This window comes from Ralstonia sp. RL (assembly GCF_001683835.1).
GTDB lineage: Bacteria > Pseudomonadota > Gammaproteobacteria > Burkholderiales > Burkholderiaceae > Ralstonia > Ralstonia mannitolilytica.
Genome location: NZ_LWRX01000253.1, coordinates 1 through 12,874 on the forward strand (window position 1 = coordinate 1; position 12,874 = coordinate 12,874).

Annotated in this window: 13 protein-coding genes; 8 read left to right on the forward strand and 5 right to left on the reverse strand. The window is 47.8% G+C overall.

All coding sequences use genetic code 11. From position 1 onward, the window contains the following. Positions 1-81: 81 nt before the first annotated feature. From A6M56_RS24100 to A6M56_RS24115, 4 genes are all read right to left on the reverse strand, one after another. Entirely contained in the window at positions 82-984 is a 903-nt protein-coding gene (locus A6M56_RS24100; RefSeq protein WP_286758483.1) for an NERD domain-containing protein, read from the reverse strand. A gap of 189 nt (positions 985-1,173) precedes the next feature. Beyond that, a complete protein-coding gene (locus A6M56_RS24105; protein WP_286758484.1) occupies positions 1,174-1,578 on the reverse strand; it encodes a hypothetical protein in 405 nt (134 codons plus the stop codon). Between the two features lie 43 nt (positions 1,579-1,621). Next, positions 1,622-2,128, reverse strand: a complete 507-nt coding sequence (locus A6M56_RS24110; RefSeq protein ID WP_286758485.1) for a hypothetical protein — start codon at positions 2,126-2,128, stop codon at positions 1,622-1,624. Between the two features lie 42 nt (positions 2,129-2,170). Beyond that, on the reverse strand, positions 2,171-3,127 hold the full coding sequence (locus tag A6M56_RS24115) for an HNH endonuclease (RefSeq protein ID WP_286758486.1): 957 nt from the start codon (positions 3,125-3,127) through the stop codon (positions 2,171-2,173). 243 nt (positions 3,128-3,370) lie between these two features. Here A6M56_RS24115 and A6M56_RS24120 point away from each other — a divergent pair, with 243 nt between their 5' ends. From A6M56_RS24120 to A6M56_RS24135, 4 genes are read left to right on the forward strand one after another with little or no spacing between them, the layout of a single operon-like run. Continuing rightward, positions 3,371-5,152 (forward strand): recombinase family protein, encoded by a 1,782-nt coding sequence (locus A6M56_RS24120; RefSeq protein ID WP_286758487.1) that lies wholly within the window; start codon positions 3,371-3,373, stop codon positions 5,150-5,152. Further along, positions 5,149-5,664: a DNA-deoxyinosine glycosylase gene (locus tag A6M56_RS24125; RefSeq protein ID WP_286758488.1), complete on the forward strand. Its 516-nt coding sequence runs from the start codon at positions 5,149-5,151 to the stop codon at positions 5,662-5,664. The genes A6M56_RS24120 and A6M56_RS24125 overlap by 4 nt, the downstream gene beginning before the upstream one ends. Before the next feature lie 54 nt (positions 5,665-5,718). Then, a complete protein-coding gene (locus tag A6M56_RS24130; RefSeq protein ID WP_286758489.1) occupies positions 5,719-6,405 on the forward strand; it encodes a response regulator in 687 nt (228 codons plus the stop codon). Continuing rightward, on the forward strand, positions 6,371-8,254 hold the full coding sequence (locus A6M56_RS24135) for a sensor histidine kinase (protein ID WP_286758490.1): 1,884 nt from the start codon (positions 6,371-6,373) through the stop codon (positions 8,252-8,254). Before A6M56_RS24130 ends, A6M56_RS24135 begins: the two co-directional genes overlap by 35 nt. A gap of 6 nt (positions 8,255-8,260) precedes the next feature. On the opposite strand, the gene A6M56_RS24140 is transcribed toward A6M56_RS24135, so the two are convergent. Further along, positions 8,261-8,485: a helix-turn-helix domain-containing protein gene (locus A6M56_RS24140; protein ID WP_286758491.1), complete on the reverse strand. Its 225-nt coding sequence runs from the start codon at positions 8,483-8,485 to the stop codon at positions 8,261-8,263. Between the two features lie 226 nt (positions 8,486-8,711). Here A6M56_RS24140 and A6M56_RS24145 point away from each other — a divergent pair, with 226 nt between their 5' ends. The 4 genes from A6M56_RS24145 to A6M56_RS24160 all read left to right on the forward strand — a co-directional run. Beyond that, on the forward strand, positions 8,712-10,100 hold the full coding sequence (locus tag A6M56_RS24145) for an FG-GAP repeat domain-containing protein (RefSeq protein ID WP_286758492.1): 1,389 nt from the start codon (positions 8,712-8,714) through the stop codon (positions 10,098-10,100). Between the two features lie 84 nt (positions 10,101-10,184). Next, entirely contained in the window at positions 10,185-11,639 is a 1,455-nt protein-coding gene (locus tag A6M56_RS24150; protein ID WP_286758493.1) for a lysozyme inhibitor LprI family protein, read from the forward strand. Further along, positions 11,599-12,264 carry a hypothetical protein gene (locus A6M56_RS24155; protein WP_286758494.1) on the forward strand — a complete coding sequence of 222 codons (666 nt, stop codon included), beginning with the start codon at positions 11,599-11,601 and terminating at the stop codon, positions 12,262-12,264. The genes A6M56_RS24150 and A6M56_RS24155 overlap by 41 nt, the downstream gene beginning before the upstream one ends. A 214-nt stretch (positions 12,265-12,478) precedes the next feature. Further along, positions 12,479-12,874 (forward strand): putative molybdenum carrier protein (locus A6M56_RS24160; protein ID WP_286758495.1); only part of this gene is annotated, 396 nt, incomplete at its 3' end.

Below are 12,874 nucleotides of genomic sequence, written 5' to 3' on the forward strand. Positions count from 1 at the left end.
AGACGCAGCAGGTCGTCGCCGGTCAGTGCCGTCATCAGGTGCCAGAAACGGTTTAAGTTTTGGTCAGTTTGACACCCAAATTTACTTGTTTACGTGGAAAAGTGTCGACTGTCCGCATGCGCCGCAGTCCACGTAAAACTCCTGCTTTGCCTTCCGCAATTTCGCCGCAGATCCACATGCTGGGCAGGCCGGTTTAATCGGGGTGTTTTTCTCGCAGTCCCGGCAATAACCGAAATAGTTGTACGCGTATCGAACTTCCATGTTCTGCGAATGGCAATGGGAACATTGCAACGCTGTCTGGGAGGGCGCTGTTTCACTTGGAGCCTGTTCGCTTGCGGTTGGTTGAATGTCATCCTCCGCATCAAGGATGGGCACTTGTTTGACGAGGGGGGAATGCTTTGCTTTCAGAAATGTGGCAATCTTTTCCCTGTTGCCCTGCGAAAGCAATGCCGTTGGCGAAGCCTTCGAGAGTTCATCACGCCGTTGAATAACGCGATCTGCAATTTGATCAGCCTTGCATACGCCTTCAACGACGCCTGATTGAGGCCAAAGGATGACACCGGAATCCGAAATGGCAATAAAGATGTCGAAATTGATCTTATTGAACAGATCTTGGTTATTCGAAGCCTTCCCTAGTACATCACGGAAGAATCGCTGCTGAAGACGGGCCTGAGTGATCGGCGATGCCATGCCTTTTGACTGGTTACCGTTAAACCAGCGAATCCACTGTCCATCATCCTTGATTTGAATCTTGCCGTGAACGCTCTTACTTTCGACGATTGCTAAACCGTGGGAATGAATGATCAAGTGATCGACCTGCGCTGCATCGCCGTCTGATTCCAATCGAATGCTGTTCAGGACAAGGAAATCTGGATCATTGGCGAAGAACCGTTTGAGATAGAACGCCATTTGTTCTTCTGCTGCACGGCCAGCCTTCGCAAATTTGTCTTCGGAGTCGAACGGATCAAGTTCTTTGATAATCACGATTTCGTAGCAATGTGTGACAGAGTGGGCGGTTTAAATAATTTCAGAATAAGGCTTCGCGTTTAGTGCGCTCACTGGAAGAAAGGCGATAAATTCACGGAATGTAATAAACAAACTGTGCTTTTTAAATTTTGCTCAGTTTGACACCTCGAACGCGGCCAGTATGGCACCAATGTTCGAAACTATTGCTCATTCAGAACTCTGAGCTGAGGTCCAGCGCTCTAATGAACAATTTTTATTGTAGGGAACGAGCGTGTTTTCATTGATAACGAAAGCTCTGTAGTTTTCGCCTTTCGCCATTGCAGCGATAATCATTTGATAGCCGGAACCGGAAACGCCACCTAGATGAACGCGAAGTACAACAGAGCCTTCAGCACCAAACTTTTCTTGTTCACGCCATGGCCCGCCAAGAATGTCGACTCCACGAAATCGAGCTGAGTGGTGATAGCAGTTGATTGCTTGCATGGCAAAGTCAGCCACACTGCTTTGCAGTTGCGTGGCATCGACTTGCCCTGGTGTGTTGTATTTGTTGATCGCATCTGCCGTTAGATTCGGGTTTTGCAACGCAAATGCGAGGAATAGTGGTAATGGCATGAATTTCTATTTTTCTGTGTCGTGCTTTAGGAGGATGGAATGGTTATGCGGGACCGTTAAGTTCAGTTCGCATTAAAGCTACAAGCTCTTGTAGCTTGTCTTGTAGATTTCGGTAGGCCTCTTTTGCGGGTTCTTTATATTGGGCTGCCGGGTCGGGCGCTTGTAAAATAGTTACGACCCCATCCCCCATCGTCATTCTACGGGGGCTAGCCTTAGCGTATAGAGAAGACCATGCTTCCAGTAATTCCGCCGCTTCTGAGTATTGTTTGACAATTCTTTCCGGCGCTAGAAGATGAATTTTTGCATTGTTTTCGCTGAACTTCTGTGAAAGGCTAAATTCCTCTCTGGAGGTGACTTCCCTCATGGAATTTTCGAACAGTTGAAAAGTGGACGTAAAGAGAGCCTTCAACTCTTCGTGCCGTTCTTTGTCAAGGGCTAGTTTCCGAAGGGTGGCATCGCTCGCATTTTTGAGTCGCCAAGCAATGAACGCTGCCGCGATAGCGAAAAGCCCGGAAATCACTGCGGCGATTGCGGTCACGTATTCGTTCATTTCAATGACGCATAATTGTTGATTGTGCGCGGCAAAGGGCGCTTAGCTTTGAGCATCAGCTTCGAGGGTTTCATAAGCATTCGTGTTTTTATCCATTTTCATAGCCAAATCACGCAATTCCTCGCTTGCGGTGGGATAAAGACTTTCGAGAAAGTGAATGAGGTGATCACGAAGTGCATTGCGATCGATTCCGAAATGCGCGCGTTTATGGTCGTTCGCACAAAGGACTGCAATATTCCATATTCTGTCGGGTCCGCCGAGGCTCAACGGAATGACATGATGAGCTTCGAGATAATATTTTCCTTCTCCTGTAGAAAATCCTAGCTCTTTGCAGTATTCACATCGGCCATCCTTCGCTCGTTCTTTTGCTTGACGTACGACTTCCGGATCGCGATCGAAAATTGCAGTTGCACTTACAAATTTCTTTTGCGGTGAAGAGGGGGCGTCGTCAGGTGAGTTAATTTTCTCTGATTGCTTAGGCTGACCGGATGAGTAGTCGGCCAGAGGATCAAAGTCTTCCGGTTGCGGTACGCCACGAACGACCACTATTTGACCAGTAAGTGGATCCCTATGATGCGGCCACCAAAGTTCGTTATCCAGAACACGAAATTTTGCTTGACCCGTTTCTTTTATCCGACCTTTACGCTCAATATCTTTGAGTGGAGTTTCTTTGATCGTTCCATCAACAATTGCCACATGGATTGGACGCTTCTTGATATATGCATTTAGCACCAAATTGTGAACGGCAGTTGCACGATTAATTTGAACCGTTTCAGCAATGCCCTGATTGTCGCTCGCCCAAGCTTCTGAATCTTCGAGAAAACAAATGCCAATTTCCGACTCTTGAAGCTTGTCGAACCATTGGAACATTACACACGTGCCATCAGCTTTTCCGTAGCACCAGTCATATAACGAAGAGGGAGCGGGGAGGCCCAGAGAGGCAAGGATATCTGCGACAAGTTCGCGCTTCGTCGGTTTGAGTTTATTTACAGAAACCATGTCGTCTGATTGTTGTTTTGTGCGTTGCCGTAGCACTGTTAGGCAACTTGCAATTACGAATACCTGGAAAGTATCCAAAAGGCAATATTGTCACAAATGAAGGCTGAATGATTCCCATAAATATGGGGCTTTCAGTTCAGCAATAGATTTGATCGTTATTAGTTTTATATCTACTATAAGTTTTGGTCAATTTGACACTCGGATGGGTATAATCTGCTAGTCGTTCTTTCCCTCTGTAAACCTGTGCCAGTTGCCTATTCCTACGTTCGCTTTTCCTCCCCGGTCCAACTTCACGGCGATTCCCTGCGGCGCCAGCTAGAGGCGTCACGCCGCTATGCTGCGGAGCACAATCTAACCCTTGACGAAACGCTCAACGTACACGATTTGGGCGTTTCAGCGTTCACCGGAACCAATGTCGAACGTGGTGCGTTGGGCAAATTCATCGCCGCGATCGATGAAGGGCGAGTCGCGCCAAATTCCTACCTTCTTGTTGAATCGCTGGATCGCCTTTCCCGCTTGCCGGTGCCAGATGCATTGCAGATTTTTCAAGCAATCATCAATCGCGGCATCACCATTGTGACACTTACTGATTTAGCGCTCTATAACAAGGAAAGGCTGAAGAACGATTGGACGCCTTTGATTATGGCGCTGGTATCCATGTCCCGAGCGCATGAAGAATCGGCCGTCAAATCGAGGCGGATTACCGAGGCATGGAAACAGAAGAAGGAGCGCGTCAAATCGAACAAAGAGGTCATGTCTGGCCGGTGCCCATGGTGGTTGAAGCCATCAGCGGACAGTTCGAAGTACGAAATCAATGAAGATAAGGCAGATACCGTTCGACTAATGTTTCAATTGGCCAAAGATGGACTTGGAAACGTCTCGATAGCGAAATACCTGAACGAACGGGAAATTCCGACCGCCCAACATGCAAAATACTGGCAAAACAGTACGGTCGGCTTCAATCTTCAGAACATCGCCGTAATTGGTGTTCTCCAGCTCGATCAAGATAACAATGGCCGCACGACAACCAATACATTCGTCGAAGATTACTACCCACCAATCATCGACAAAGAGCTGTTCTATGAAGTGCAGGCATTAAGGGCTTCACGCCGCCGCGACGCAAAGACAGTCAATGCTGGGCGAAAGGGGCAGTGCTACAACATTTTCCAAGGCACGGCGAGATGTGGATATTGCGGCGGACCAGTGCATATCAGACGAAAACCGGGATATAACACTGGCTTCCTTTATTGTGCCAAATCGCTTCAAGGCGGCGGCTGCATTGGCGTGTCATACAACGTGCGTAATCTGGAGCAGGAGTTATTATCTTTCACGAAAGAGCTGAATATAGCGAAGGTGCTAGGAGAATCACCGAAGGCCGATGGCTTGACCGCGAAGCAAAGCGAGCTTACGGCTTGTACAGGCAAGCTGGAAGATCTTGAGCGACGAATGAATAACCTTGCGTCGGCACTTGAAACAGGTGGGGATGTGCTCTTTCTTGTGGAGCGGCTACGCAATGCGGAATCTGAAGTCAACGAATTAAAGAAGCGACGTTTGGAGTTGCAGACAGAAATCGCGACATACAAAAATGTGAGCCACAATGATCAATCGTTCGTTGAGAACATCGCGAAATTGCTCGGTCAGCTTGAGTCAAAAGACACGGATCTAGATGACAAACTCCGACTGCGCTTTCGCCTCTTGACCGAGGTTCAGAAGGTATTTCGTCGCATTGATCTTTACCCCGGTGGATTGATCAATACGTCTGAACAACTTGAACAGATCGCGGCGGATCTCAAGGATGAGGGGGCTGATCCTGAACGAGTTGCGTCATATCTGAGTAAGATGCCGATGAAACCGGATAGAGCGGCGCGTTTCTTCGTTGCGCACCTTCATAACGGTATCAAGCGTTCGGTCGTGAATGGAAAAATGCTTGAAACAAGAAATCAGCCTGCAATTCGAGACAAGATAAAGGCAGTTAAACACCTCGCTAAAATTCAAAATGCTTCCAACGCAGAGCAAGAAGCATGAACCGAAAGCGCAGTTTCGAGCCTGTAATTGACGAAAACGTGCGGCTTTTGATACTCGGAAGTCTGCCAGGTGAGTTATCTCTGGCGCAGAGCCAGTATTACGCGAATCCCCAAAATAGATTTTGGACTTTGATTTCCGAGGTAATCGGGGAGCGATTGGATGCTTTGCAATACCCGGATCGATTGCAGGCACTACTTCGGCATGGCATCGGTCTTTGGGATGTGGTTGCTGAAGCTCACCGGGAAGGCAGCCTCGATAGCAAGATTCGCGATCATGCCCACAACGACCTCGTTGGTCTAATTAACAAACTTCCGCAGCTGACGGCCATCGCCTTTAATGGCGGAACTGCAGTACGTCTGGGATTAAAGGCGCTTAAGGATAATGCTAATCGCTATCAAATTATCAAGCTGCCATCAAGCAGCCCGGCCTACACATTGGCATACGCCGATAAACTACGTGCTTGGCAAACATTAAAAGAACATATTCGAGCTGACTTACCACGTAAAAAATGAACAATTTTCGGGTGGCGACACCTTGGTCGCACGCCATCGATATCTGAGTAAAGCATGGCAACAACAACTGTCGCAATCATTGAAGACAATCCAGAATTTTTAACTCGGTTTTGCGAAATCATTCAGTCTGATACGGAATTTGAACTGACAGGCTTCGCTGCCAATGGATCAGAAGGCTTCGCTCTTATTGATAGCAATCGAGCTGATGTTTATTTGGTTGACCTCGGCTTACCCGACATGAGCGGGATTGAGGTCATCAAGCATGCATTGAAAACTCATCCTGATTGCGACGTCATGGTTATCACCGTTTTCGGCGATGACTCCCATGTCATTGCAAGCATTGAAGCTGGTGCAACCGGATACATTTTGAAAGACAGCTCGCCTACCGAGATTGCCGATTGCATACGTGAGTTACGCAATGGAGGATCGCCGATCAGCCCAGTCATCGCCAGGAAAATTCTGCAAAGATTTCAGCAGAATAAGTCTGAGGCTGTAAAAAAAATGGAAGCCCTACCTTCGGAAGACGCTTCGTCTGATGCGAGCACAGAACTAACGGATCGTGAAGTTCAAATCCTGCGTGTCCTTGCCAAAGGCTTAAGTTTTAAAGAAATCGGAGAATTGCACTTCATTTCTGCCCATACTGTGGCTCGGCATGTAAAAAAAATCTATCATAAGTTAGCGGTGCATTCGCGCGGAGAGGCGGTGTATGAAGCCACCAAGATGGGCATTATTCAACTGTAACCGTGTCGCGCTGGCCTTTGCTTTTGCGTTGCAAATTTTGCTCGGCCTGTATTCTGTAATTGCGTTAGCTGAAAACCGACAAAAAGTCGTCGAAATTCAACAAGCGGAATTCATCATTTCGGACGCAAGCAGTATTCCTCCTGATAACGCAGGCTGGCAAACAACATCGCTCCCCCACAGGGCGCCGAAACCTATTGACCGGGATTTAGTCGGGTATTGGTACAAGGCGACTTTCACTCCGGCTAATACTAGGCAGCCGCTTTGGCTGTACTTTCCGAAGCTTCGCAGTGGAGGAACCATTTATTTGAATGGTGTCCAGATTGGCGAGATTCGAGGTGCGGATCAGTTATATCAAGTACGCTGGTTTCGTCCGCATTTATTTTTTGTTCCAGCATTGTCGCTTCATGATGGGGCGAATGAAATTGCGGTGCGATTCGCAATTCGGGAGCCATTGACCAGCTTTGGCGAATTCGAAATTGGCCCGGAAAAACCGCTACGTGAGTCATACGACCGTCATTTGTTCTGGGAAAACACGAGCACCGAGATCGCGACCGTCATCTGCCTACTTTCCGGCGCATTCATTCTCGTGTTTTGGCTAAGACGGAGGCAAGAGGCTCTTTACGGAATTTTTGGCGTATGCGTTCTGTTTTGGGGGCTACGCACGTTTATATTTCGCATTCCTGAAGTGCCGATGGAGTATTGGGTGCCGTGGCGTTTTCTCTATTACTTTACGACTTCAGGGTTCATCGTTTCCATTACAACCTTCCTGTTGAAATACAGCGAATCGAAAAGGCCTCGTTTAAATCAGCTCCTGATTGTGTATTGGCTTGGCGGGTGCGTTCTTTTTCTGCTAATCGGAGCGCCGATCAGAAGGGCTCTGGACTCGTACTGGATGCTCGGATTTCTGCCATTTACCGTATATGCAGTGATTCGGTTGGTGATTTTCACTGCCCGACAACGAACGCGATCATGTATTGCTATGGTGCTGGCGATTGTGTTCGCCTTGGCGCTGTCGCTTCACGATTATGCGGTCCAACTCGGAATGTTTCACTTGCAGGAATACTATCTTCTGCATTTGGGCATTCCGGCATTTTTGTTGGTGATGGCTTGCGTTTTGTTAGAGCGATTCATTACCTCATTAAAGCAGGCCGATTCGATCCATGAACAATTGGCTCTACGCGTGGCTGACAGAGAGAAAGAATTAGCCGCCAGTTATGAACAACTGCGTAAATTGGAACGGCATCACGCGGCTACCGAGGAACGGCAACGGATCATGCAAGACATGCACGATGGCGTAGGGTCGCAATTGCTATCGACATTGGTTATGGTGCAGCGTGGGGCAGCCACGCAGAATGACATGGTCGCATTGCTACAAGAATGCCTGGATGACATGCGTTTGGCGATCGATTCGTTATCGCCAGAAGACTCTGATTTGTTACCGGCTCTTGGAAATTTCCGCTTTCGGATGGAATCAAGATTCAGATCGATGGGGTTGAATTTGAACTGGCGTAGCTGCAATATGCCGGATACATTTGAAATTGCCCCGCATGCAGGACTACAGATTTTACGGATTCTGCAAGAGGCACTAACAAATGTGCTCAAGCACGCACAGGCCAAGAATGTCGAAGTCACTCTCAGTTTTTCAAGCGACGCACTTCGCGTTCAAGTTATCGATGACGGAATTGGCTTTGTTAACACTGGCAAGCAATCTGGGCGCGGTTTGAAAAATATGAGAGCGCGCGCAGAAAAAATTGGCGCGTCATTCGATATTGAACATTTGTCGACTGGCACCGCAATTCGCCTCGATCTTTCTTTGTCTTGTCCAAGCGCTCCTGCGCTCGCGGCGTAGAAATTTCTAAACGCCCGCCGTAAGGTCCGACAGGCCGACCTTCAAACAATCTGAAATTTTCTTCAGCATCAGGATCGAGGGATTTGCGATCCCTCGTTCAATTTGCGAGACATAGGTACGGTCAATGTCCGCGTCCAACGCCAACTGCTCCTGAGACAACCCGGACTCCGTGCGAATACGCCGGAGGTTGTTTCCGATCGTGATCAAGGTTTTATTCGCATTGGTTGCCATGGGCACACAGAATGGGCCCATGTAGACTGACAATCCACGGAATATATTCTACAAAAACGTGATATTATAGTTGCATAAATGCAACTATTCCAGCATTTATGCATGCGAAATGCCCTATTTAGGGTATAGCCGACAGTCAATTCAATCGGTAGCCTTAATTGTTGCAATTAGGCAATTTTAGTGCCTTGTAAATTAGTTATTCAAAATTTAACGTTTTGAGGTGGAGATGAAGAATTTGGTTGTGTCGTTTGCGGTAGCAATCGCGATTGCCGGATGTGGCGGTGGAGGGAATTCGGCCCCTAGTCCTACGGTTTCACTGTCATTGGATCAGTCGAAGGTTCGTCTTGGCCAGTCAGCTAATCTCACATGGACCACGACGAACGCAAGCAGTTGTGTTGCTTCCGGCGCTTGGACGGGATCGCAATCGACATCGGGAACGTCAATGCAAACCCCAACGACTTCGGGCTCAAATACTTACACATTGACATGCACTGGTGCAGGCGGCACATCAACTCAAACAGCGACATTGACCGTGCCCATTCCAGTTCAAAATTCGTCCTACCTCAATGCAAAAAATATTGGCATATCAGCTCAGAATCTCCCGGTAGTTGATCCCACAAATTTCGAAGGCATTCAGAACGGTTATGCATTTGGGGATTTTTTTCAAGACGGCTCGCTTTCATTGGTCGCCTTTACTGAGAATGATCCACTTGATGCCTCGGGGCCTCCCACTGTTCCGGGAAAAGTTCACTTCTTCAAGAAGGATAGCAGTGGCAACTGGGTGGAAAAAACATCAGCCATACTGACTGATACTTCTGGTTGTGTTCTTCCTCGGAAACTCGTTGTCGCGGATTTTAATAACGACGGCGTCCCTGATGTCTTTGCATCATGCACCGGATATGACGCTGCCCCTTACCCTGGCGAGAATTATCGTGCCCTACTTAGCCAAGCTGACGGAACGTACAAGAATGTGCAGCTACCGTTCAGTGGCTATGCGCATAGCGCTTCAGCCGCCGACGTGAACGGCGATGGAAACGTTGACATTGTTGTGGCTGACATGCGCGGTCAAGGTGGAAAGACGCCGATTTACTTTTTGATGGGCGATGGAAAGGGCGGCTTTACTGCAGATTACGGTCGCGTAGATCGTCCAGAATTTGAATATGCGACATCATTCTGGACCGTCGAACTGATACAGGATCCCACCACCAAGCAGTTCAACCTCTTTGCTGGCGGAACCGAACCATATACGACTTCTACCGGCGGGCAAGGTGGCGGAACAAGCACGGTAATAATTGCAGGCGGCGCAACTGGCGATTACGCCAATGGCACCAAAACGACTCTTCCTGTTGCACAGGGATATGAAAACGTCATGGACGTAATCATAAAGAACAATACCGCATACATTCTTCGCGTTCTCTCCGAACCATTTTATGGTGGCGTAGCAATTCAGAAAGTCGATCTTGCCTCAGGCTCCGGCGCATTGATTTATTCACATACCGGCTGGTATCCGGGCAAATATTTGAATTTCCCATCGCCTTGGTTCTCGTGGATGGTGCCAAACGGCAGCTATATCGAAAGCTTGAATGCATTCTACGGTGTTCGGGTTGCAATGTAGTCGTGACTCGGATCGCGTGCAAAAACTCAAGCGATTGCGAACAACTCGCGATTGTTGGAGCTAACTGACATAGCGAAAGCGCCGGTGGAAATCACAATTGCCACCGGCGAAACCATAATCATTAGTAAGAGGCCACAATTGAAGCGGATATTCACCTGTCTGTCGTTTTTCATCATTTGCTCATTCGCAGACGCAGCCAGTTTTGATTGCGCGAAAGCGTCAAATCGTATCGAGAATGCAATTTGCTCGGATGCCGAACTCTCCAGCCTCGATAGCCAGTTGATGCAGTCCTACAAGAAATCATTGTCGGAATCGGCAAATGCGGACTCGGTCAAATCCGAGCAGAGAGCATGGCTGAAGGTCAGGAACAAATGCCAGGACGCTTCCTGCTTGAAGCAAGCATATTTGGAAAGAATTGCGGCGCTCGGTTCCGCAACCACTACAACACCGACATCCGAAACCATTGCGACACCGGCAGAGGCTTCACCGTCTGCTTCGGAGATGGCTTCAACTCAGTTCAAAACTGAAAGTGATTCCGCTCCATTAGAACCACACGCCACAGCCTCTTCGAAATCATCTTCCACTGACGCGATAGAGCAATCGGAAAGGAAGCATAGCGATATATTTACGTCGGAAGAGAAAATAGGGGGGGGCCAATCGGTAGCCGGGACGGCCGAAATTTTCGTCAAAGTTCTCGGTGGAATTATTTTGGTATTAATGATTCTATTCGTAATAGGGCTCATTAATCCGAAATGGATTCTCCAATGGAAACAGGATGCAAATCGAAAAAAGCTGGCTGGATATTTCTTCGTGGTTGTTGCGCCGATTTGGCTATTAAATTGGGCAATACAACAGGAGTTGGTAAATAAAGACGCTTCAAAATCAGGGGCAGGTAAAGGGCTTCAAATTGCGCTTGGAAATCAGGAAGGTATAGATAAGAAAAAAGATGTGTCAAAACCTGACCAATCATCGGAATCAGATATCCCAAGAACAGAACTGAAAGATATCTGTAGGCTTTCAGGGATATCCGTAACTACTGCTCTCGAAAAATTGGAGCGTGGCGGCGACGTTGATCCAAAAACAATGGCAGAAGAACTGGTGAGTCGAGCCAATATTTCCCAAGCAAATATCGCGAAGGCAAAAGTGATGTGGGTAAATAGCCTTACCACGGCCATTAGCGAGCGTGAAAAATATCTTCAACAGCTTCATGATAAAGGAGCGCCGGATTTTAATATGGCAATGAATGAGGCTTGTCAAGCTCAGTACATAAAACCTGATCCGAAGGCAGACGAAGAAGAAATGCAAGCTTGGCGAAGAGATATGGAAATTAAAGAGGCGGAAGCTAGACGCCAGGAGGCGAATAGACCCAAGCCATTATGGCAACGCTATTACATGGCGATCAACGCCAATGGATATCAATGCGAACAATTCAAGTTTGTGATTAAAAATTGGAGCGAATCAGGTTTCGAGGAAAACCAATTAAATCAAATGGCAGGCAATGTATTCGCGCAAGCGAGGCAGGCTGGTTGCGTCCAATGAAGCAGCACCGTTATCTGCAATCATGCAGAAGATGAGCGAAATGATATCGCAGCGCAAAGTGAGTTTTCCAGTTAGCATCGGAATTTTTTTCGCGCCATATGTTTTTAGTTGGCTCACTCTAAGAGCGGGATACAGCCAAAAGACAAAAATCGTCGCGTTTGCTTGGATGGCGTTCGTTCTTTTGCTTATTTCCTCAAATAGGCAAAAAATTGGCCAAGAATCCATTCCCTTAACGGTAAAAGAAAGCCACTTTTCAGGTCCTCTAAGCGGCAAGCAGCAAACGCCAGAGGAATTGATAAGGCAATGGGCGGTAGATATGCCAGAGGAACAAATTCGTACGGTCTGTGCTGCAAATGCGATTGGTGCAATCGCATTTGCCAGTGAATTGAAAAATGGAGAATTCGTCAGTGCACAAGCATTTGCCGATAATGTCCTCTCAATGCCAAACGACATCGCTCCTAAATATCGTTCAACGGCCGAACTGACATTAAAGGTGTTTCACAATACTTTAACGCGCGAGCAGGAGAAATATCGGAGTTTCATTCATGACCGTGGAGTGGATGCTTTTGCTGATGGCGCGAATCAAGCATGCAGGCAATTGCTGCGAAAGACACTAGGGCGATAAGGGAGTATATGATCAAGCGGATTTTAGGGGAATTGACGGGGATTCGCCCGAATTTTCTGGGTAGACGATTTCGACTTGGGAGCGAGCCAGAAATTTACATAGGCCGCGGGTTCGCAGGAGATCCAATCAAGGTTGTTTTGCAAGCGGAATCCACTGGCGAAATAAAGAAAGTGACAAAGAAAGAATTTGAGAAATTGGCAACGCGAGCGGATGAGTGAATCGCACGCCTCCCATTCGATCAAAATTCAAGATTATCTCGGGCGGACAAACTGGCGCAGACCGGGCCGCCTTTGATTGGGCTATAGTCAATTGTCTGCCTCATGGTGGATGGTGCCCGAAAGGGCGTAAGGCCGAAGACGGCGTAATTCCTGACGAATATCGGCTGTCCGAAACACCGAGTAGATCGTACCGACAGCGGACAGAATGGAGCGTCCGCGATAGCGATGCGACGCTCATTTTCACATTGGATGGAAAGCTGGACGGCGGATCGAAAAGAACGGATGAATTCGCGATAAAGTTGAACAAGCCTTATCTTCACGTCTGCCGCGAATCGTCTCCGGCATTACTCATTTCATTCCTAAACAGGCATTCGATTCAAGTCCTGAACATT